The 21,966-nt window shown below is 43.8% G+C and carries 17 protein-coding genes; 5 read left to right on the plus strand and 12 right to left on the minus strand.

Annotated elements, in window-relative coordinates; translation table 11 throughout:
• Positions 1 to 17: 17 nt before the first annotated feature.
• The 5 genes from QSH61_RS14490 to QSH61_RS14510 form a co-directional block, all read right to left on the minus strand.
• Positions 18 to 932 carry a Dyp-type peroxidase gene (locus QSH61_RS14490; RefSeq protein WP_206472222.1) on the minus strand — a complete coding sequence of 305 codons (915 nt, stop codon included), beginning with the start codon at positions 930 to 932 and terminating at the stop codon, positions 18 to 20.
• A 30-nt stretch (positions 933 to 962) separates the two neighbouring features.
• On the minus strand, positions 963 to 1,994 hold the full coding sequence (locus QSH61_RS14495) for an ABC transporter ATP-binding protein (RefSeq protein WP_206472221.1): 1,032 nt from the start codon (positions 1,992 to 1,994) through the stop codon (positions 963 to 965).
• Positions 1,994 to 3,625, minus strand: a complete 1,632-nt coding sequence (locus QSH61_RS14500; RefSeq protein WP_206472220.1) for an ABC transporter permease — start codon at positions 3,623 to 3,625, stop codon at positions 1,994 to 1,996. Before QSH61_RS14500 ends, QSH61_RS14495 begins: the two co-directional genes overlap by 1 nt.
• Positions 3,625 to 4,629: a Fe(3+) ABC transporter substrate-binding protein gene (locus tag QSH61_RS14505; RefSeq protein WP_174169829.1), complete on the minus strand. Its 1,005-nt coding sequence runs from the start codon at positions 4,627 to 4,629 to the stop codon at positions 3,625 to 3,627. Before QSH61_RS14505 ends, QSH61_RS14500 begins: the two co-directional genes overlap by 1 nt.
• A gap of 1,184 nt (positions 4,630 to 5,813) precedes the next feature.
• Complete coding sequence (locus tag QSH61_RS14510; RefSeq protein ID WP_206472219.1) at positions 5,814 to 6,479, minus strand: tRNA-uridine aminocarboxypropyltransferase; 666 nt, start codon at positions 6,477 to 6,479, stop codon at positions 5,814 to 5,816.
• A gap of 137 nt (positions 6,480 to 6,616) precedes the next feature.
• Between QSH61_RS14510 and QSH61_RS14515 the strand changes: the two genes are divergently transcribed.
• Positions 6,617 to 7,159: a GNAT family N-acetyltransferase gene (locus QSH61_RS14515; protein WP_206472218.1), complete on the plus strand. Its 543-nt coding sequence runs from the start codon at positions 6,617 to 6,619 to the stop codon at positions 7,157 to 7,159.
• Positions 7,160 to 7,210: 51 nt separating this feature from the next.
• Here the strand turns inward: QSH61_RS14515 and QSH61_RS14520 are convergent, their stop codons facing one another.
• The 3 genes from QSH61_RS14520 to zntR all read right to left on the minus strand — a co-directional run bounded on the left by QSH61_RS14520 (position 7,211) and on the right by zntR (position 10,147).
• Positions 7,211 to 8,305, minus strand: coding sequence for a 1-acyl-sn-glycerol-3-phosphate acyltransferase (locus QSH61_RS14520; RefSeq protein ID WP_010606068.1), 1,095 nt, complete (start codon positions 8,303 to 8,305; stop codon positions 7,211 to 7,213).
• 167 nt (positions 8,306 to 8,472) lie between these two features.
• Positions 8,473 to 9,747 (minus strand): SO_0444 family Cu/Zn efflux transporter, encoded by a 1,275-nt coding sequence (locus tag QSH61_RS14525; RefSeq protein ID WP_206472217.1) that lies wholly within the window; start codon positions 9,745 to 9,747, stop codon positions 8,473 to 8,475.
• The gene (zntR, locus tag QSH61_RS14530) at positions 9,740 to 10,147 is read right to left on the minus strand and encodes a Zn(2+)-responsive transcriptional regulator (RefSeq protein WP_010606066.1); all 408 of its coding nucleotides are present in this window, start codon (positions 10,145 to 10,147) and stop codon (positions 9,740 to 9,742) included. Before zntR ends, QSH61_RS14525 begins: the two co-directional genes overlap by 8 nt.
• A gap of 91 nt (positions 10,148 to 10,238) precedes the next feature.
• Here zntR and QSH61_RS14535 point away from each other — a divergent pair, with 91 nt between their 5' ends.
• Together QSH61_RS14535 and QSH61_RS14540 are read left to right on the plus strand one after the other, a co-directional pair.
• Positions 10,239 to 11,186, plus strand: a complete 948-nt coding sequence (locus QSH61_RS14535) for a D-2-hydroxyacid dehydrogenase (protein ID WP_206472216.1) — start codon at positions 10,239 to 10,241, stop codon at positions 11,184 to 11,186.
• A 198-nt stretch (positions 11,187 to 11,384) separates the two neighbouring features.
• Entirely contained in the window at positions 11,385 to 11,765 is a 381-nt protein-coding gene (locus QSH61_RS14540) for a DUF3192 domain-containing protein (RefSeq protein WP_010606064.1), read from the plus strand.
• A 68-nt stretch (positions 11,766 to 11,833) separates the two neighbouring features.
• Here QSH61_RS14540 and QSH61_RS14545 read toward each other — a convergent pair whose 3' ends face one another.
• The 4 genes from QSH61_RS14545 to QSH61_RS14560 form a co-directional block, all read right to left on the minus strand.
• Positions 11,834 to 12,736, minus strand: a complete 903-nt coding sequence (locus tag QSH61_RS14545) for a GGDEF domain-containing response regulator (RefSeq protein ID WP_206472214.1) — start codon at positions 12,734 to 12,736, stop codon at positions 11,834 to 11,836.
• 9 nt (positions 12,737 to 12,745) lie between these two features.
• A complete protein-coding gene (locus QSH61_RS14550) occupies positions 12,746 to 16,441 on the minus strand; it encodes a hybrid sensor histidine kinase/response regulator (RefSeq protein ID WP_206472205.1) in 3,696 nt (1,231 codons plus the stop codon).
• A gap of 68 nt (positions 16,442 to 16,509) precedes the next feature.
• Positions 16,510 to 17,910 (minus strand): PhoH family protein, encoded by a 1,401-nt coding sequence (locus QSH61_RS14555; RefSeq protein WP_010606061.1) that lies wholly within the window; start codon positions 17,908 to 17,910, stop codon positions 16,510 to 16,512.
• Between the two features lie 158 nt (positions 17,911 to 18,068).
• Positions 18,069 to 18,206: a hypothetical protein gene (locus QSH61_RS14560; protein WP_227386905.1), complete on the minus strand. Its 138-nt coding sequence runs from the start codon at positions 18,204 to 18,206 to the stop codon at positions 18,069 to 18,071.
• Between QSH61_RS14560 and rapA the strand changes: the two genes are divergently transcribed.
• The gene (gene rapA, locus QSH61_RS14565; RefSeq protein ID WP_206472203.1) at positions 18,205 to 21,102 is read left to right on the plus strand and encodes an RNA polymerase-associated protein RapA; all 2,898 of its coding nucleotides are present in this window, start codon (positions 18,205 to 18,207) and stop codon (positions 21,100 to 21,102) included. The genes QSH61_RS14560 and rapA overlap by 2 nt on opposite strands.
• Positions 21,103 to 21,205: 103 nt before the next feature.
• A complete protein-coding gene (gene rluA / locus QSH61_RS14570; protein ID WP_206472202.1) occupies positions 21,206 to 21,859 on the plus strand; it encodes a bifunctional tRNA pseudouridine(32) synthase/23S rRNA pseudouridine(746) synthase RluA in 654 nt (217 codons plus the stop codon).
• Positions 21,860 to 21,966: the final 107 nt, after the last annotated feature.

Here is a 21,966-nt window from a genome sequence, read left to right on the forward strand (position 1 = left end):
CCGGGTTAAAAAGTAACTTACTCCGGCATTTTTGCCATCACCGCCAAAAATTCTAGTGAGGGTGCAAAAAACGCAGAACCCATATCGGCACTGGAATAATCTAATATGGGGTCGTATTCATCCGCTTCCCCCAATCGGCTTCTTAACACCTGCTCAAAAGCATCACCCTTGGCGCTGCAACTTAGCGACAAGCTTCCTTGTTCAAATACATCACCAAATGGCATGCTTTGGTTAAGCAGTAGCGCATTACCATTTACGTCTTTCAATTCGGTTAATGCCGCATGATTACAGGGTTCGCAATCTTCAATTAGGTCATTGTCTAGACGTGTACGCCCCATTAATTGCTCTTGCTCAGCGAGCGGCAACGCCTGCCAGCGCAGTAAATCAAACTTCACCCGCTGTACGTGAATATAACTACCAAGGTGGTCGGCTGCATTTGGGTTGTGCACAAGTGCAACTTCCCGTTTGTTACGCCCTCTAGGAGTGTCTGCGCCATAAATAAAGCCATTAAAATCACGACCGTCTAAGAAACGAAAGGCGCGCACATGTGCTACCATTTCGACTAGGCCGTTTAGCATATGCAGCACACTTTGAGCAAAGATATGATTAACATCTTCTCGATCGGAGCGGATCACATAAAGCAAGTCAAAAGGCTGAGTATGCACGGTGTGCTCAGCCTCAACAATATGTGGAAAGCTTTTTAACTCTTTAGGAATAAACTCAGGATAAATGTGCGGCCAGTATTGCGCACCAACCGCGATAAAGCTCGACAGCATAGACTCAGAGAATCTGTCTTCTAACTCCTCTTGCAAGCGTCCACAATTGGCGAGCGCCGCTCTTAGCGCCTCGTCTTGCCCTTCAAGCACATTGAAGAACAAGTGTAAGCCGTGCAAATTGGCTTCAGCACACACACCTGATTGGGCAAGCGCCATGCTCTACTCCCTGCGTTTATTCATTTGCTATTAAGAAAAGAAATTTACAGCATGTGCCTTAATTTTTAAAGAGATTGGTTGATTTAAGTCGAGTGGCTCATGCGCTGGATGCGGGACTTCGAGCTCTTGTCCCTCTAATGCAATACGATAAATGTACTCTGTTCCCATAAAGCGCTGATTGAGTACTTTAACGCTGCCAAGCTCGGCGTTTTCTAACGTAATGTGCTGTGGCCTCACATACATTTCGCCCTTCGCGTCGATATTACCGAGCTCAACGAGAGACTTTACGGCACCAAATTGGGTTTCTACCGACGCGCCATTCACTCGCTGTGCAGGAATATAAATACCCTGACCCAAAAACTCGGCAACCATTTTGCTCTTTGGTCGTTGGAATAACGTTCTCGGCTCGCCCACTTGTGCGATCTTCCCTTTATCCATAATTGCCAACCGATCAGCAAAAGCAAAAGCTTCTTCTTTCGAGTGACTAACAAAAATCGCGGAAACTTGCTGATCTTTGATTATACGGCGAATATCGTTAATTAACTGAAACCGCACTTGAGCATCTATATTTGAAAACGGCTCATCAAGAAGCAACAAATTTGGCTTGTACGCCAGTGCTCGCGCAATTGCGACACGTTGTTGCTGGCCACCTGAAAGCTCGTGTGGAAAGCGGTCGCTATAGTCTTGCAGCTGCACCAAATGGAGCATTTCAGCCACTCGGTCTTGACGTTCACGCTTGCTTTTTGAGGTTAAACCAAACGCGACATTTTGCGCCACAGTGAGGTGTGGGAATAGCGCATAGTCTTGAAACATCATGCCAATATTGCGTTTTTGTGGAGGTACAAAAGTGCCATGACCATTCATGGCTTTGCCTAAAATACTCACCGAGCCTTGAAATGGTTCAATCAAGCCCGCTATCGCCTTCAGCGTGGTCGTTTTACCGCAGCCACTGGCACCAAGCAAACAAACAATCTCGTTTTGTTCTACAGTCAGATTTAGGCTATCCACAACGGCTTCACCGTCATAGCGATAAGAGAGATTTTCAAGCACTAAACTATGCATTAACTTCGCTGCTCCATAGAACGGTTTACAACATAAAGCGGAATTAAACCAACCAACACAATAAATAACGCAGAGACAGAAGCCAACTCCAGCTGCTCATCACTCACATATTGGAAAACATGTGTTGCTAGTGTTTCATAATTAAAGGGTCGTAATAACAATGCCGCTGGAAGTTCTTTCATACACTCAATAAAAACCAGCAGTGCTGCGGTTAAAATACCGCGACGCAGCAATGGCAAATGTATTGATAACATGGTTTTGAAACGATTGCGACCCAACGAAAAACTTGCCATATCTAGACTTGGACTGATCCGCTGATAACTTGATTCGACCGCGCCTTGCGCAATCGCATAAAATCGTACAACGTAAGCGAAAACCAGCGCAAAAATCGTCCCGCTGAACAGCAAACCAGGCTCAAATGAAGTACCTTCAAGCCAAGCATTTAGCTTGTCGTCTAATAAAGTGAGTGGAATAAGTACCGCAATTGCCAGCACCGTGCCCGGTAGCGCATATCCGGTACTTGCAAGCTTGCCCGGTAGCGTGACCCGTTTACCACTGCTAACTCGCTGGTTAAACACCACCAGCATGCTCATGATAATTAATACCACGCTCACCCAAAACGCTATTTTTAAACTTTGCCACGCATACAAGAAAAAATCGTCATTCCAAGCTTGTTCAAAATAGTCAATGGCGTAATCTGCAAGCACCCATGTAGGCACGATAAAAGCCGCAATAAGAATAAGCCAACAAAAAGCGCTAGCGAGCCAAGCCTGCGCGCCTTTAAGATGATAAAGCGTGGTACTGTTAACACTCGACTGGCGCTCATGCACTACCTGAGTTGGGCGGCTCACTCGCTCCAGTGTTAGGGCTAAAAATAAAAACAGTAACATAATGCCTGAAATTTTAGCCGCTGCGGTAAGTGAATAATAGCCCAACCAAGTATCGTAAACGGCGGTGGTTAGTGTGCTCACAGCAAAGTAATGTACGGTTGCAAAATCTGCCATGCTTTCCATGGCGATCAGTGCCAGCCCCGCCACAATCGCCCCTCGCGACAAAGGTAAACTTACCTTAAAGAAGCTCTGTGAAGGCGACTTGCCCATCAATTGGCTGGCTTGCACCAGCTTAAACGACTGCTCTCTTAGCGCCGTTCTAAAAATCAAAAACAAATAAGGATAAAGCACCAGTGCAATCATCACGATAGCACCTGACAAAGTGCGAATATCAAAAAACCAATAATCGTCTGGAGATTGCCAACCAAACCACTCTCGCAGCGCTATTTGTACAGGCCCTGCATAATCTAGCAAATCGGTATACACGTAAGCAATCAAATAGGTTGGCATCGCTAGGGGTAGCATCAACGACCACTCGAAAAAGCGCCGTCCAGGAAACTCACAATATGCAGTTAGCCAGCCAAGTGGTAGCGCGATTAAAGCGCAAAGGATGCATACACCCACAATCAGCAAAATCGTATTGCGGACATAATCCCACAGAACGGTATCCCAAAGGTGAGCAAAGACTTCGGAGTCAGGTTGTAGCGACTCAAAGATTAAAAACATCAGCGGGACTGATAGGCTAAGCCCTATCAGCCACGCAAAACTCTGCCATTTAGACAGTGAAAATGATAATTGCATTAAAGGTCAAATTTTACCTCATCGATTAGCTTAAGCGCTAACGGACGGTATTTACTGATCTCTGACAATGGTAGGCTGTCTTCCTTAAACTCACCCCAAGATGCCACAAGTTTCGATAACTCGACGCCAGGTTTAACCGGGTATTCCATATTCATCGACGCATACATATTTTGCGCCTTATTGTCGGTCATAAACTCAATGAGTTTCAAGGCATTTTCTGTATTTTTAGCGTGCTTGGTCAAGACAACACCAGAAACGTTGATATGTGAACCACGATCTTGTTGATTTGGGAAGTTAATATATACCGCTTCAGCCCAGGCTTTTTGTTTCTCATCTTCCATCATCTTACCGAAATAATAGCTGTTTCCGATGGCTAAATCACACAGTCCTTCTTTTACCGCTTTGACTTGTGCACGGTCATTACCTTGAGGCTTACGAGCTAAGTTTTTCTTCACGCCTTCAAGCCACTCTTTGGTTTTTGCTTCGCCATGATGGGCAATCATAGAGGCCACTAAACCAAGGTTATAGGGATGTTTACCTGAGCGCGTACATATTTTTCCGCGGTATTGTTCATCTGCTAGCGCTTCATACGTAAGCGCATCTAACTTGCCTACACGGTCTTTTGCAGAATATATATTGCGTACACGCTTAGTAAGCGCAACCCACTGGCCTTCAGGATCTCTGAAGTTCGCTGGGATATTCTTAGTGACGGTTTCGCTGTTAATTGCTTGTGTTAGGTTTTCGTCTTCAAGTTGAATTAGCGCACTGAAGTTTGAAGTGAGTACAAGATCGGCACGGCTATGCTTGCCTTCACGCTTAACACGCTCGATTAAGCCTTTTTTTGCAAAAACCACATTGGTCTTGATACCGGTTTGCTTGGTGAAGTCATCCAAAATAGGTTGGATCAGAAAAGGTTGTCTAAACGAGTAGATATTAACTTCCTCTGCAGCCATTGCTGGTAGGCAAGTAAGCGTTGCCAGTATAGTAACAAGTGCTTTTTTCATAAAGACTCCATTAGGTAAACAATAATTATTATCAACTAATTCTACCTGTAATTGTGCCGTTTTACACCCTGAATATTTGAAACTACGCTCAAGATAAAATTAGCGTTGTAGAAAACGGGAGAATCACCTGTGAGATATATCTCACTTAGCTACCAGAAATTGAGTAAAGACATGCTGAAATAACACTCAGAATCAAGGTAACTAATTAAAAAATAAAAAGTTATTTATTATTACCAGAAAAAGACGCAAAAAAGATTGAATTTCACTGCTCCCGATTTTTTTTAGTCTGCTTATACTTAACAACATCTCAGGAAGAGAGATAGAGGATACACAGGATACGCTCAGGGCAGGATTTGCTAATGGATAAGCACCCACTTAAAGGAATATAGGGAAAAGCGAGCGAGATTGTATGTCACATGGTGTGATTACATTAAAGGGCAGGGATTAAAGGTTCATGATGAACCTAAGGATTGCTTCAGGGGAGAGGCTAAACGTTGAGGGATAACGTTACTGCATTGGATATGCAGGTGGTTAAGGATGAGGAAGGAAGGTACATTGGATGTACTGGTAAAATGTGGCTTAGGAGATGCCAATTGTTGCAATTAACAGTGCAACACCTAGCTTGAAGCAACACGTTCAGGCTACCAAGTGCCAAGGTAAAACAAGGTGATGATTGGCACTGCTATTTTGGAAAGTAGCAAACAAGGACAATTAGAACAAGGGCTTGTTCTTAGCAAGTGGATGGCAATGGATAAGACAGCGGACGTGTAAAAGGAAGATGGACACAGGGCAAGATGCCTTTATTCGCAAAACGAGAACACCAAGCGATGCCATGGAAGAGGAAAGATTCAGGACGTTGAACTACTCAACTTTGCAGGATGCATTTAGAAGATTCCGTAAGCGCGACTCAGCAATGAGTCGCGCGCTTCTTATTTTATTTTTATTCCTATCTGTCGCGTGATATTGCGCTTGTGTTGTCGAAATAAATCTCGACCGACCGTCATCTTGCTCGCCGTACTGCGTAAACAATTCAGCTTTTTGTCGAAATAAATTTCGACCTACCGTCATCAGCTTGCCATACCGCGTAAACAATGCTGTTTTTGTCGAGGTAAATCTCGACCTACCATCATCTTGCTCGCTGTAGCGCCTAAACAATTCAGCTTTTTGTCGAAATAAATTTCGACCTACAGTTTGCTGCGCTTACCTTTTAAGTAGGCATCTCTAAAATCGATAAAATGCGCGGTTAATTTATCTGCCGCATCCTGCTCGCCGCATTCGGCAAACAATACACACGCGACTTCTGCCGTACCAAGTTGATGTTCATGCGGCGCTACTCGAAGCTTGTAATCCGAGAGCTTTTCAGGGGCGATGGATAACACAGGTAAATTATCGAGGTAGGGGCTCTTTCTGAACATTTTCTTAGCTTCACGCCATGTGCCATCCAAAAAGATAAATAGTGGTGTTTTACTTTCAGTGCGAGTCACCTTAGTAATTACTCGTTCAGGCTCTACGCCCTGCTCTGGGAAAACGACTATTGGTGCATATTGCTCGTCCGAAAGAAGCGCTAATAACGCAGCGTCAGGCTCAGTTCTGTCCCAACGAAAGGCATGATTATCAGGGATCACATCGGCAATTAAGCGTCCAGTGTTAGAGGGCTTAAAGCTTTCATTATGATACATAAGCAAACACACTGCACAGTCTGCTTTGGCCATTTCGACTTTATCGCAAATACATAGAGTCGTGGCTAATAAGCAGCATTCACAACGCGCAAGCTTTGATCCCCTTGCCTTATATTCGCGTTGAGCCGCAGCGATTTGACGCTGTCTAAGCGCTAGTACTGAATTATTCACTCTGTTCCCCCTCTAAAAATGCCGGCGTATTTTAGTAAAGCGCTCGGCTGGCGTCTACGCAAACTTATGTAACATATTTACTCATGACATAAGCTTTTGTACTCTAAAGTTTTATTGGGTTTCATTAGGAGTAAAAAATGCAAGTAAAGGATTCTGCAAGACTGAGTTATCGCCTACTCACCCCACAAGATGCACAGCTACTCGCCGATCTTGATAGCGACCCTGAAGTAATGAAATACATCACAGGCGGTCAGACTAACTCACTTGAAGAAGTAAAAGCCGTATATATTCCACGTTTAACCGAGTATACGGACGAGATCAAAGGTTGGGGGCTTTGGGGCTGTTTCGAGCTGCCAAACAAGGCATTTATTGGTTGGATTTTGGTTCGCCCTGCTAACTTCTTTTCAGAACAAAGAAACGATCAGGATTTAGAACTCGGTTGGCGTTTTAAACAAGCTTCTTGGGGCAAAGGGTTTGCAACAGAGGCCGCACAACATCTTATTCCAGACCTAATAGCAGTAAATCCTACTTTGACACACTTGAGCGCTATCGCTGAAGAAGAGAACCTTGGCTCCATCAATATTATGAAAAAACTTGGGATGAGCTATGTGAAAAAAGGGCTTCACAAAGATATTTTAGGAGATATGGAAGTCGTTTATTATCATAAAGTTCTTAATTAACCGAACAAAAGCGCAACCACTTAACACCACGGTTGCGCATGCTCACTACTATTAAATGCCTTTGCGACGCAGTGGTTCGGCATACATGCTCAACACCAATTGCTTCAGCTCTTCCGGTACAGACTCTAGTTTAGAGATAAAGTCCTCTTTATCTTCTGGACTAACTTGCGCATCATCGCCTGCTGCTAGGTGATTGGTTGAATGCAGATAGTATAAATCTAAAATCTGTTTATCAATGACATTCGCCAGCTCATCTGGGTTTTCAACATCCGCAGTGATAGGGTCGCCAAATGCGATATGCACATGGCCTTTATCTGAACTAAAGCCCTCAACAATGCTAGCAATGTCTTCGCCTTGTGCTTTCACATATTGGCCAAACTGCTTTTTATGGTATAGCTCTTTAGCCTTAGCAACCGCGCATGGCTCATATTGATAGGAGATGGCAACGGGCACTATCCTGAGCTGCTTTACATATTCTGAAAAATCTAGCTTCTGTTTGCGGCCATTGAGCTGTAGCATTTTTAACAGTGCCGGATCGGTTTGATCCACTCCATCCTTCGCACGCCCCTCTTTTTGCGCAATCCAAATGGAGTTACCTTCACTTAATGAGTCAGAAATATAGGCTGAAAGCTGGGTTAATGCTTTTAGCATTTCTTTCGGCGCCTTTGCCGAGCGTTTTACAATAAAACTCTTATTAAGGCGCATAAGCTCAGTGATATAAGGTACTTGCAGTAAGTTATCACCAATAGCGATACGCACCGTGCGCATATCTTGCTGATGCAAGCCCCAGTTAACAAGTGCAGGGTCTAATACGATGTCACGGTGATTTGAAATAAATAAATACGAGGTATTCGAGTCTAATGTTTCAAGGCCAGAATAAGTCACTTTAGACGTCGTTTTATTGATTAAAATTTGCAGATAGTACGCCACTTCATCTTGTACTTGTTCAATCGTACAAAAATCTCCCCACTTCTTTTTTAGTTTCATTCTTACGAGTGGGCGTGCAATAGCAGGCCAAGCATTTAACCAAGCTGGCAGGTTATATTTGGCGATCACATCAATGAATTGATCATCACCTAGTAGACGTGCCAGTGCTGGCACTACTTCATCATCATTATACGGTCTAATGTCAGCGTATTTATCCACTCTACTTCTCAAATTGTCGGATTAACGAATACTGGAACGCATTCTATCGTGTCAAATAAACAGACGCTAAGCATTTCATGTCTGACCACCAAGGCGATATACCAAGTTGGAACATTAAATGCTTAAGCGTCATGCAATTGTAATACGGTAAAAAGTACCACAATAGTTTATCTTCTAACAACTTTACCTAATTTGAGTATAGCTAATCTTAGTAAGAGTGCTGCTAATAATGCGCCCATCGATACTGTTAACCAATGTGGTAGCACTTCGTGTTCTTCACCTATCATCGGCGTTACAACAAAACCATAAGTATTGACTAAGTAATCAGTTAAATAGCCAAAGATAAGTGCAACCCCGATGACACCGCCCAAGTAGGCAAACACGGCACGACGCCCTAACTCTTTACCAACTACCCCAATTGTGGCGATGTTAGTTGCAGGGCCTGCGAGCATAAACACCAATACTGCACCGGGTGACACACCTGCCATTAATAAACCCGCAGCGATTGGAGTTGAAGCGGTCGCACAAATATACATTGGGATACTGATAAGAATAACCACTAGCATGGCGATAATACCGTCGCCCCACTGAGATAAGAAAGACTCAGGCACAAAGGTTTGCACTAACGCTGCAAAGAATAAACCGATAAGTAGCCAAACTGCGGTGTCGGACAGTAATTGATTACAGCTGAACTTAACAGCTTCCATAATTTTGCCAAAAGCCCCTTGATTTTTAGGCTTAGGAGCTGGCTCACAACAGCTTGTCGTGGCTGATGAAGAATCGCAACAACTGGTTACGGTAGGCTCCGTAGTATCACAACAAGACATATTCGTCCCTACCATTGCTAATTGCGGGCTTGCAGGCGCACAGCAGCTTGAGCTTACTTTTGCGGTTTCCACTTTAGCGCTGGCGCAACAGCTATCATGGCTGTGATGCTTTTCAGCAGGCTTTGGCTCTGAGTGATGATTAGCGTCACAACAACCGCTAGTCGCGCTTGGTTCCTCTGAGGTATTAAGGTGCTTTAGTGGCACAGGCTTATCATCTTTCTCACTGCCAACGAGTAACCCGGCCGCAATTGCGCTAACCACAGCCGCAATTGGCCTAATTATCGCCATAAAAGGACCAAGTAGTACATAAGAAACTGAGATAGAGTCCACTCCAGTTTCAGGCGTTGAGACTAAAAATGCGGTTGTCGCACTTTTCGAGCTCCCCGCTCTTCTCAGTCCCACCGCAGCAGGAATAACGCCGCAAGAGCACAGTGGCATAGGCGCCCCAATCAGCGCTGCCTTTATCGTTGTCCAAAATCCTTCTTTTCCTAAGTGCTTTTGCAATAAATCTTTTGGAATAAATACATTAAGTAACCCAGCCAATATTAGGCCAAGCAGTAACCACGGGGCAGATACTAAAAATAGCTGCCAAAAATTTACTATCAGTTCATTCATCGATAGCCTCCAAGGCCGTTAAAATCGAGCAGCTCACTGCCGCTTCCTTACCGCCGCAGCATTGCTCTGCTAGCGTCGATAATGATTGTTCAAATTTTTGTAACTCAGCGATCCGCGCTCTCACTAAATCCCGTTTAGTGATAGTCAGCGTTTTCACTTCTTCGCAACTGTGCTGATGCTTTTCAAACTTTATCTTCAGCAAGTCTTGCACTTCTTTGAGGCTAAACCCTACTTCCTTCGCGCGAAGAATAAAGCGCATTTGCTTTTCACTTTGCTCATCAAACAACCGATACCCGCCCTCGCTCCTTGTGCAAGGGTGTAGAAGATCGTTTGCTTCATAATACCTTAACGTGTCAGTTGATACGTTAAGCCGCTTTGCCAGCTCACCAATCTTTACCACTTTACACTCCCAAGTCCTGAAGATTATCCTAGTCGACATCACAAGTATAAACCTTAGAGTTAACTCCAAAGTCAAGAAAAGGATAAAAATAATGCAAATCGTGGTATTAGACGCTAAAACCCTTGCAGGAACCGATCTTTCCCCCATTGCCAAACTAGGCACATTAACGTCTTACGACACCACACCCAGTGAGGACATCATCACACGCTGTAAAGATGCAGCAGTCATCATCACCAATAAAGTACAGTTAACTGAACAAACAATCGCGGCGTTACCGCAATTACGCCTGATTTGTGTTGCGGCCACAGGCGTCAACAACATCGATTTGGCAGCCGCAAAAGCCCATCAAATTGCGGTGGCTAATGTGGCTGGTTATTCGACCCCTTCTGTCGTGCAGCACACCTTTACTATGCTTGGTAACTTAATGACAAATATTCATCGTTACCAGCAAGACTGCCGTGCAGGGCTTTGGCAGCAAAGTGATATGTTTTGTCGCTTGGACTACAGCATCAACGAAATTGCAGGCAAAAACTTTGTGATCGTAGGCCATGGAACGTTAGGAGAAGCCGTTGCAAAAGTCGCACAAGCATTTGGAGCTCAGGTAATTGTTGCCGAACGTAGGGGCGTAACTGAGGTTAGAGCAGGACGAATGGCTTTTGAAGAAGCACTGCAGATTGCGGATATTGTATCGATTCACTGCCCGCTTACCGCTGAAACAGAAAACCTGATTTCGAGAGCTGAATTCGCTCTACTTCCAAATCATGCTTATCTTATCAACACCGCGAGAGGCGGAATAGTCAATGAGCAAGCGCTGGTGGATGCGCTAACTAACAAGCAAATAGCTGGTGCTGCTGTGGATGTCCTCACTCAAGAGCCGGCCCAAGCAAGCAACCCACTTGTTCAATACCAAGGGGAAAACTTGCTTTTAACACCGCATACGGCATGGGCAAGTAAAGAAGCCATCGAACGTTTAGTCGGCGAAATTGCCATTAATATTGAAAGTTTTGTGGCAGGCACAACGAGAAACCGAGTGGTCTAGATTATTGTTTTAGTGAGTGATATCGCTAAAAGTTAGTGAAAACCATCAACCACAAACTGATTAAAAAACAACAACAAACTGATATTTATAAACTTTATTAGTTGGCAAAGAGTTTGCAACTCTTGTGATAATTCAAGCAAAAAATAAATGGCTGTTTGCATTACTTGCTCAGCAACAAAATTAAAAAGGAAAACAACAATGAAAAAATTAATGTTAGTGGCTGCGCTTAGCTCTACTCTATTATCAGGCTGTATCGTTGCTGTATCCGACGGTGAAGTAGAACACGGTTGGGCTTCTGAATACAACTCGTCTAACTGGGAACATAAACAGCGTAAAAATCGTGAAAAGATTGCTAACCTTGAAATGGGCGCGTCTTACTCATCAGTAAAAGACATGTTTGCAACTCCTGACTTTAGCGAGTTGGTGTCAAAAGACGGCGACAACTATCAAGTGCTGTACTATGCAACCAACAGCAAACACTCAGACGGCAAAGTAACAAAAGATGAGTGCACGCCATTGGTATTCAAAAACAACCAACTGGTTGGCTTTGGCGACAACGCACTAAAGCAAATTCAGTAAGACTTTATCGCACCAAGGATGGTGAATAATGCGGATATGCTTTAGCCCCCGCATATGGCTTTATATATTTATAACACTTTAATAAAAACCGTACTTTGCTGTTTTTGTGCAACGGCAAGTGCGCTATCGGCCATTTTGATCAGCTCACCGAGCTCATTACTACAGTGATTTTCAATATGAACTGCACCAATGCTAACGCTCACATGCGCACATATGGGTGAGGCAATATGGGGGATTTTTAACGCGTTAACCGAGTCGTGCAACGCTTCTGCTATTTCATTAATTATGTCGATATTATGCTGAGTTAGCACCAACGCAAAACGGGTACCGTCAAAACGGCCAATAAATAAAGAACGTCGGGTTGCGGCTTCTTCTAGCGCTTTGGCTACCTTAAATAAGCAGTCATCACCATGCATATAGCCATAATGCTCATTAAACGTTTTAAAATAGTCCACCTCAACCAGCATTACGGTAAACCCACTGCCATCAGCTTTTGCGCTCTCTAAAGCTGATTTCATCGCTTCATCTAGATACCTGCGATTGGGCAACTCTGTTAAACCATCGATAGAGGCTAGCTTTTCTAGCAGATCATTTTTCTTTTTTATTGCTAAATGGTTTTTGATTCTGGCTTTTACAATCAAAGGGTTAAAGGGTTTAGTAATATAATCCACAGCCCCTAACTCCAAACCTCGTGCTTCATCTTTAAAGCTCACACTACCGGAGATCACGACAACGGGAATACCGTAAGTGCTCGCATCCTTTTTCAGGCACTCTAAAACAGCAAAGCCAGCGCCGTCAGCCATTAACACATCTAAAATAATAAGATCTGGTTTGCTTACTTTTAGTTCATCAATACATAACTTAGCGTCAGTGCTATGGGATAACCGATGGCCGTCACCTAATGTATTACTTAGGACCATCTTATTTATTGGGTCATCATCAATAATAAAAATGTGCTCAGCTTGCTGCATCTTATGACGCTACCTTTTTAGCTCGATAAAGCACACCACCTGTGAAAGTGCATTTGTTAACACATCCAAGTCAGTGCGATTTGTTATTGTTGTGATCGTTTTGCTTTGCGTTTCAAGGTCTTTTGCAACTTTCGCCAGTCGCTTAAAACCCAGACCAGCAGCTGCGCCCTTAATTCCGTGTGCTAACTCGAATAATGCTGAACCTTGCTCTATTTCAGCAACCTGTTCTAGGTAATCATGGCAAAGTTTAGCAAATTTATCTAACATTGTTTGCAAAAACGTTTCATTTTGCATCATTTGTGATAAAGCAAACTCATAATCGAAAAAGATTTCTTCTGTTTTATCTGACTGGAAAATATTACTTGCCAATGCCTTGCACGCCTGTGTGCTATTGATCGGCTTTACCAAATAATCATTCATACCAACGGCTGTGGCTTTCGCCCGCTCTTCTTTGCTTGCATTGGCGGTCAAGGCGATAACGGGAAGCTCAGTTTCAGACCACACGGCTCTGATCTGCTTGGTCGCTTGATAGCCATCAATATTTGGCATATGGATATCCATCAGGATGATATCGGGTTGCAGTGAGCGACAAACTTCCTCAATATGTTCGGCGCTTTGGAGCCCTACGGTAGAAATACCATTCTGCTTCAACATATTTTCAGTAATATCTAAATTTAAGTTGTTATCGTCGACCACCAAGCAAAGTGCACCGGCAACCTGCATACACACGTTGTCGACGGTTTGCGTCATATGGGCAAATTCAGCAAGCCAAGTATAAGCTGATTGGTAAAACACACTTTGATTAAGCGCAATATGGTTACTTTGCTCAGGAAACTCCCCTTCACAATGCAGTAGTAATGCGGTATTTCCAGGTAGCGTATAAGCGGGGTCAAGTGCTGCTTCTGGTGGAATAACAACAATAGACTTGTCGAGCTGAGCATGCATCCCGTGCAATCGCTCAACAGATAAAGGTTCCGCAAGACCTGCAAAATAGCTTGGTAAGCTATGTGCTTCGGTGGTGAGACAGTAAACTTCTTTGTGACTATCCACAACTGGACAAGCGCCTTTATCTAGCACCAATTCGAAGAAAAAGCAGCTTCCTTCGTTCGGGGTTGAGTTAACCGCAATATCGCCACCTAAGAGTGCAACTTCTTGCTTCACAATCGCAAGCCCCAAACCAATGCCTTCGTGACGACGTGTGAAGCTTTCATCACCTTGGGTAAATGCATCAAAAAGGTGTTCAATTTCTTGCGATTTGATCCCAACGCCAGTGTCCCAAACAGCAAACTTTATGGTTTGTTTTGCAGCTCTATCATTAGTTAACGTTACTTTCAGACCCACCTTACCATGGTTGGTATACTTTACGGCGTTACCAAGTAGGTTTACTAAGATTTGCTTTACTTTATCTTCATCACTGTAAAGGTAAGGCCAAACTTGAGGGTCGACCTGTAACTCAAACTCCAAGCCTTTTTGTATACATAAAGGCTTAATCAGTGATTCTATCGTGGTAAATACATGGCAGGTTTGAAATGTCTCGTATTGAATTGTGCCTTGATGACTTTCTACTTTGGCAAACTCTAAAATACTGTTGAGCATGGTAAGCAGCTCGTTTGCAGCCCCAGAAAGCTGCTGCAATTTTTTACTCTGAACTCGAGTCAGCGCCTCACTTTTGATCATATCCGCCAGACCTAATATGGCATTAATTGGCGTTCTAATTTCATGGCTGATATTCGCGATAAAGCGGCTTTTGGCAAGCGTTGCGCGCTCAGCATCTTGCTTCGCTAACAGCAGACCAGTGATATTTTGAATATGGATCACGTAATACTTAGGGCGCTTATTTTTATCCCAAACTAAAGAAATACTCAATTGTAACCAGCGGTGCTTACCCGACTGTGAAATCATGTGCTCAACGACTTTCTTTTGCTCTTTTAATAGCCCAGCCAAGACAGGCTTCAGCTCTTGCCAGTTTTGTTCATCAAACAAGCGTTCCAGCTGCTTTTCTCCGGTATTCTTATCAAGTGATAAGTAACGTTTGGCAGCCTTGTTCATCTCCAAAATTTTACCGCTGATCGCAGCTAGAATAACGCCATTAGGTGCAAACTCAGTCGCTGCCCTAAAGTTTTCTTCAGAGTCTCTTAGGGCATTATATGCCTCTTGTGCGGCAGTAATATCTCTCGCAACCCCCAAACAACCGATGAGCTTTCCAGTTTCCGATTTCAATGGCGTGATAGTCAAAAAGTAGGTATTTGCCCCAAGGACAAAATTAGTTGCCACTTGTTCTTGCGAGCGCTCCATCGCCGCTTCTTGCTCAAGTAAAATGGTTAATCCAGATGTCACTTCAGGTTGTGTTTTCGCAACTAAATCCGACTTATCAACCCCCATAAACTCTTCAAACGCGCGATTACAGCCTATGAATGAACCGTCTATATTTTTGAAATAGATAATATCGGGCACAGAGTCAAGCACTGCATTTAGCAAAGCAGCTTGACGCTCTTTTGCCTCAAAGCTTTGCTTTAATGCCTGTTGTTTACGCTTAATTTCGTCGTCTAGTTCTTGATTATGTTGCTTAAGGGCATGCATTAAGCGCGATTTTTGCTCCACCACCTGTTTGATTTGTATAAACCAAGGTTGCCATTCTGAGGGGATAGGATAGTTTAAAGTGGCTTGTGGTGTATGCTCTTGCAAAGATAGATAATTCACAAAATGCTTTAGAGGTCGGACAAATACTTGTCCGCTTAACCATACAATAGTCACAAAGGTAAAAAGAATAAAAAACAGTAATAGTGCAAGTTCGAGCAAGATCTCCCGCTGTAGCGGAGCGGCAAACTGCTCATAGCTTTCATGATAGTTTAAACTAATAGGCTCTTTGGCGGGTTTTGCAATAAAGTGCAGTCCGTACTGCCAAGGTGCTGATGAGTTTACAAGCCCATCGTGGTCGTGATCATAGCGTTCCCCCGCGATAATCTCATCACTTTGGTTTTTAAATTCCATCGTACCGTCTAAGGAGCCGATGTTTAACAACCACCTATCAATAATATCGCTATCATAGATCATCAATACATGAGCGTTATCCACCGTTGATAGTTTCTTGCCGAGCGCAAACATTTGTCTATCGAAAAACTTCACGGGTGGACCAACGACTATATTGCCCAAGCTAAAGTCGGGTTCGAACTTACCTTGAACTAACCGGGTGATGAAATGGCTGCTTGACGCATCTCGACGCTTAACATACGCAAAACCATCATCTTCTATGTATGCGACCGCATACAATCCACCTTGCAATGCGAGTGCGGCATCAAAAGCGGTATTAAGCGATAATACGGTTTGCCATCGTTTAGTGGCAAAAAGCGCTTCACTGACTTGCCCACGACCAACAATCTCTCCACCATTGTTTGGTAACGCATGATAATAATGTTCAGGGTGTTGCTCTATATCTTCTAACCACTCTGGTGGCTTTTGAAAAGAAATGGGCTGCGCTAGGTTAACGGCGATACTATCAAGAACGACATGTGCAGCATAAAACTCTTGTTTCAGCTGCTGAGAAACATATTCATACTGACCAAAACGTACTTTGTACTGGCGTTCGAGTTTAATTTGATAGAGATGGTAAGCTAAGACGAGGACAAGTAGGATGGGTATTATTACCGCCACTAAAATTCCCTTTCGGTAACTTTTTAGTGGTAAAAATTCTTTTGTCGCATCCATTTACTGGCTCGTTCCCGTTTGCACACAGTGTTAGCAAAAGAGTAACGAGCCAGTCGGCTCAAGGCAAGTTATAAATTTTCTTCAGCAAAACTTGCCAAGCGGCTTCGTACTACACCGTTTAAGTTAATGGTAGCACTACCTTCAAAGTCTTTAAAGCGCTCGACAATATAGGTTAACCCTGATGTCACAGGGGTGAGATAATTACTATCAATTTGGGCGAGGTTTCCCGTACAAATCAATTTAGTCCCTTCACCGCAGCGAGTGATGATGGTTTTTAACTGTGATGCCGTTAAGTTTTGGCTCTCATCTAAAATAACGACCGCATTTTGAATACTTCGGCCACGCATAAAATTCACCGATTTGAACTGAATGTTCGCCTTTTCCATAATATAGTTTCGGCTAGTCACTGGGCTTTCATCGTGTTTGTGAAGCACTTCTAAGGTATCTGTGATTGCCGCAAGCCAAGGGGCCATTTTCTCTTCTTCCGTGCCGGGTAAAAAGCCGATGCTTTCTGCAATTTCAGGCGTATTTCGCGTCACAATTACCTTATCGTAAATTCCTTTTTCGATGATCATTTCAAGCGCACTGGCAAGCGCCAATAAGGTTTTTCCGCACCCCGCAGGTCCTGTTAATATCACCAGCTCAATGTCAGTATCAAGTAATGCATCCAGCGCCATACCTTGGTTGATATTCTTCGGTTTCACTCCCCATGCTTGACGGTGCATCAAACGTTCAACGCCTAAGTCTTTTAATCGAATGTGCTCAGAATCGTATCCCACAACCCGAGCTGCGAAGTGATTAGTATCATCTATCAGATACTCATTACAGAACACATCTGGTACGAGTGATTTTGGCACATCATGAACCGTGTATCGCCCTTCCTGCTGCGTTTGACACTCACCAACATTTTGCCAAAAATCGCCTTCAACCTTTTTAAAGCCACTGGTTAAAAGCGCAATGTCGTCAATCAGCTGATCGGTACGATAATCTTCAACATACTTGAGTCCAGCGCCTTTCGCTTTCAGTCTCATATTGATGTCTTTGGTAACCAGCACCACTTTTTTGTCGCTGTACTGAGTTTGCAAATGTACCGCACAATTAATAATGCGGTGATCATTTTCGTTGCCGGGTAACCCGGAGATGGAATCAGGAAACAAGTGATCGTTTACAATAATCAATTTACCTGAACAAGGCGTTCGGTGACTTTCTATCCTCAATGTTGGTAGCGCTACCCCCTCTAGCATTTGCTCTGGTGTTGCATCGCGAAGCACATCATCTAACCCACGAATGGCAACTCTTGCGTCTCGGCTCACGTCACTCTTTCGATCTTTAATGTGATCGAGTTCTTCAAGGACAGTCATGGGAATCACAACATCGTGTTCTTGGAAGGAAAGGTAAGCGAGTGGTTCATGGAGAAGTACGTTGGTGTCGAGCACGTACACTTTATGGTCTTTGTCTTGTTTTACCATAGCGCATTCCTGTTGTTTACAGATTATTATGCTATACCCAATACACAACACTGCGGTTAATTATGTTTTGGGTATAGTTCAAGTTTAGTCTATTTGTCGCAAAAGTCGCTTTTATGACAGTAGAAAATCCAACTTGCATATTTATAAAAAACAACTAGTTAGCGATTGCCATGCCAACTAAATAGAAAAGGCGTCAGCGCTTGATAAATAAAGGCTTGAGTCACTGTTGTGTATTGAACAAACCGACATGAATAGGTAACATAGCCGCCTTTTTTCTGCATAGACGAGATAACCATGAATTTTTCCTTAGGTCAGCGCTGGATCAGTGATACGGAATCAGATTTGGGATTAGGTACAATAGTGGCACTTGAGGGGCGTCAAGTGACTATTTTATTTCCCGCTAGCGGAGAAAACCGTGTTTACTCAGTACAGGAAGCGCCTGTAACTCGAGTTGTATTCAACCCAGGCGATGTGATCCGCCATGTTGAAGAGTGGGAACTACGTGTTGACAGCGTGGAAGAGCAAGATGGACTATTTTGCTATCATGGTACTCGAGTTGATAATGAAGAAGAGACTTCATTCAAAGAGACCTTTCTTGATCACTTCCTCAAGTTCAATAAACCTCAAGATCGTCTATTTGCAGGCCAAATCGACCGTTTTGATCGCTACACACTGCGCTATCAAACTTGGCAACACCAGTTTGATAAAGAACAATCTCACCTTAAAGGATTGATAGGTCAGCGCGCTAGCCTGATTCCACACCAGCTCTATATTGCCGATGAAGTCGGTAAGCGCTTTGCACCTCGCGTACTTCTATCTGATGAAGTGGGCCTAGGTAAAACCATTGAAGCAGGCATGATTTTACACCAGCAAATTCTCTCTGGTCGTGCCAACCGCGTGTTGATTGTGGTTCCAGAAAACTTACAACACCAATGGTTAGTTGAGATGCTACGCCGCTTTAACCTACACTTCTCTATTTTTGACGAAGAGCGTTGTAGCGAAGCTTATGCAGATGCACCGAATGTATTCGAAACAGAACAACTAGTACTGGTTAGCCTAGAGTTTATTACCAAAAAGCGCCGCTGGTTTGAACAAGCCACACTCGCTGATTGGGATCTACTGATTGTTGATGAAGCACACCATCTGACGGTCACAAAGGAAAAGCCAAGCACTGAATATCAACGTATTGCTGAGCTTTCTCAGGACATTCCTGGACTTATCTTGTTGACTGCAACACCTGACCAACTGGGTCACCGCAGTCACTTTGCGCGTTTACAGCTACTCGATCCAGACCGCTTCTACGACTACGACGTGTTCGTTGAAGAAGAAAGTCATTATAAAGAAGTCGCAGAAGCCGCGAACAACTTACTGCAAGACAAAAAGTTAGATGCAAAAGAAGAACAAACACTTTGTACACTGCTAAAAGAAACCGATATTTCTGAGCTACTTGCAGAGGCACAAAGTGGCGATAGCGACGCCAAAGCTGAAATCTTGTCTATGTTACTAGACCGTCATGGTACTGGCCGTATTCTATTTAGAAATAGCCGCAGTGGCATTGATGGCTACCCAAGTCGTTTGCTACATCAATACCCAGTACCTTTACCAAAGCAATACAAAACAGCAATGTCGGTAATGGGTAACATTGGTGGTATTCAAAGTCCTGAATTTAACGCGATGCGTGCTTTGTTCCCTGAAAAAATCTTCCAAGAGTTTGAAGGTGAAGGAAGCAGCTGGGCGCAGTTTGACCCGCGCGTCGAGTGGTTGATTGCTAAATTAAAAGAGTTAAAGCACGAAAAAGTACTGCTTATTTGTGCCAAAGCGGAAACCGCAATTAGCCTTGAACAAGTATTACGTGAGCGCGAAGCGATTAAAGCGGCGGTGTTCCACGAAGGCATGTCTATCATCGAGCGCGACCGCGCGGCAGCGTTTTTTGCTGATGAATATGATAGCGCGCAAGTATTGCTCTGCTCTGAAATTGGCTCTGAAGGTCGTAACTTCCAGTTCTCACATCATTTGGTGCTATTTGATCTACCGCTTAACCCTGACTTACTTGAGCAACGTATTGGTCGTCTTGACCGCATTGGTCAAAAGCACGACATCAATATTCACGTGCCTTACTTTGAAAGTACCGCACAAGAAGTATTACTACGTTGGTATCACGAGGGCTTAGATGCGTTTGAAACCACCAGCACCACGGGGCAAATGCTGTATAAGTCTTTCTCTGATGATTTGTTAGCGCTGATCGCTGAGCACAACTGTGACGAAGACGAATTAGATCCTCTATTGGAGCAAGCCGCAAAAGAAAACGCACAGCTGCGCACAAAGATGGAGCAAGGTCGAGACCGCCTACTTGAGCTTCACTCAAGTGGTCAAGGTAAAACAGATAATATCGTTGCTGAACTTGAAGCTCTTGATAACGACGTAATTTTGCCTGCGTTTATGATTAATGTGTTTGATACTTTTGGTGTTAACCAAGAAGACAAAGGCGAGAATACGATTATTCTCAAACCAACCGAGCACATGCTAAATCCTTCTTTCCCTTGTTTGAAAGACGATGGCATCACAGTGACTTTTGACCGTAACACCTCACTGTCACAAGAAGACGCGCATTTCATCAGCTGGGATCACCCCATGGTCAGCGGCGTAATGGATATGATCTGTAACGATGACTTTGGTTGTGCGTCGGTAGCACTGCTTAAAAACAACAAGTTACCTGTCGGTACTTTCTTTGTTGAAATGATCTTCGTTGCAGAAGCTTCTGCGCCTAAGTCTCTCCAGGTAGGCCGCTTTTTACCACCAACACCAATTCGTGTTCTAATGGATAAAGGTGGCAATGACTTAGCCCAAAACGTGGCGTTTGATGCATTCAATCAACAGCTTTCTGCCGTTGGCAGACAAACCGGCAGTAAGCTAGTTAATGCGCTACAAAGTGCTATTCACCCACTTATTACTCAAGCTGGCGATATTGCACAAACTCAACTTGAAAGCATTCAAGCCAACGCGATGGATAAAATGCAAAAGCAATTAGGTGATGAGCAAGGTCGTTTACAAGCACTTAAGGCTATCAATCCGAACATCCGTGATGAAGAAGTTCAAGTATTTGATAAACAAAGAGCTGAGCTGAGCACACACATTGAAAAAGCGCAGCTTAAGTTGGATGCGATTCGTTTAATTGTGGTTGCAAACCAGTAAACCTCCCACACCGAAAGAGAGCTGCGGCTCTCTTTCTCGCTACCGCTCAATTAGCAACTCATATATAATACCCGGCTTCGTTCTGTTCATGCTGAGGCAGCTGGTGTTACTAAATTACGCTCCCCCCCTTTCTCCCTATCTTGATATTTTGTACCAAGATGAAGATATGCTGGTGATCAACAAACCAAGCGGGTTACTCACCGTACCTGGTAAAGATCCAAAGCATTGGGACAGCGCTATCGCCAGAGTGAATTTTGTCTACCCTACGGCAAGAATTGTGCATCGCCTTGATATGGCAACATCCGGCGTGCTGTGCCTTGCTATGAATAAAGCAGCGCATCGCCATCTGAGCATTCAATTTCAAGACCGCTTAACCCGCAAACACTACATCGCCCGAGTTCATGGTAAATTACAACAGCAAACGGGTTCTGTTGATTTACCGCTGGTGTGTGATTGGCCTAACCGCCCAAAGCAAATGGTTTGTCATGAGACCGGTAAACCTTCGTTAACGTATTTTGAAGTCATGGAATATGAAGCACAGGCAACACGCGTTAAGCTAATCCCCATCACAGGACGTTCTCATCAACTCAGAGTACATATGCTTTCGCTTGGGCACGTTATCCTAGGTGATAGGCTATACGCTACGGGAGAGGCGTTAGCGGCGGCTTCACGTCTACAGTTGCATGCAGAGATGCTGCAAATTTCGCATCCAACAACTGCTGAGATGATGGCCTTTACCGCACCGGTTCCTTTCTAAGTAACCTGTTTACTCTGTTAGTTAGAAACGGTTTAGACACTGTGGTCTTCGAAAAATTAAGCAAATTTAGCGTTGCCAGCTAACGCTCAGATTAACGTTTGCTTAGT

The organism is Pseudoalteromonas sp. JC3 (genome assembly GCF_030291895.1).
GTDB lineage: Bacteria > Pseudomonadota > Gammaproteobacteria > Enterobacterales > Alteromonadaceae > Pseudoalteromonas.

Coding starts and splice junctions, on each gene's coding strand:
- QSH61_RS14540 (WP_010606064.1), top strand. CDS start 11,385: ATGAAAAAATTAATGTTAGTGGCTGCGCTTAGCTCTACTCTATTATCA.
- QSH61_RS14495 (WP_206472221.1), bottom strand. CDS start 1,994: ATGCATAGTTTAGTGCTTGAAAATCTCTCTTATCGCTATGACGGTGAA.
- QSH61_RS14500 (WP_206472220.1), bottom strand. CDS start 3,625: ATGCAATTATCATTTTCACTGTCTAAATGGCAGAGTTTTGCGTGGCTG.
- QSH61_RS14505 (WP_174169829.1), bottom strand. CDS start 4,629: ATGAAAAAAGCACTTGTTACTATACTGGCAACGCTTACTTGCCTACCA.
- QSH61_RS14550 (WP_206472205.1), bottom strand. CDS start 16,441: ATGGATGCGACAAAAGAATTTTTACCACTAAAAAGTTACCGAAAGGGA.
- QSH61_RS14555 (WP_010606061.1), bottom strand. CDS start 17,910: ATGGTAAAACAAGACAAAGACCATAAAGTGTACGTGCTCGACACCAAC.
- QSH61_RS14535 (WP_206472216.1), top strand. CDS start 10,239: ATGCAAATCGTGGTATTAGACGCTAAAACCCTTGCAGGAACCGATCTT.
- QSH61_RS14545 (WP_206472214.1), bottom strand. CDS start 12,736: ATGCAGCAAGCTGAGCACATTTTTATTATTGATGATGACCCAATAAAT.
- rapA (WP_206472203.1), top strand. CDS start 18,205: ATGAATTTTTCCTTAGGTCAGCGCTGGATCAGTGATACGGAATCAGAT.
- QSH61_RS14515 (WP_206472218.1), top strand. CDS start 6,617: ATGCAAGTAAAGGATTCTGCAAGACTGAGTTATCGCCTACTCACCCCA.
- QSH61_RS14525 (WP_206472217.1), bottom strand. CDS start 9,747: ATGAATGAACTGATAGTAAATTTTTGGCAGCTATTTTTAGTATCTGCC.
- QSH61_RS14490 (WP_206472222.1), bottom strand. CDS start 932: ATGGCGCTTGCCCAATCAGGTGTGTGTGCTGAAGCCAATTTGCACGGC.
- QSH61_RS14560 (WP_227386905.1), bottom strand. CDS start 18,206: ATGGTTATCTCGTCTATGCAGAAAAAAGGCGGCTATGTTACCTATTCA.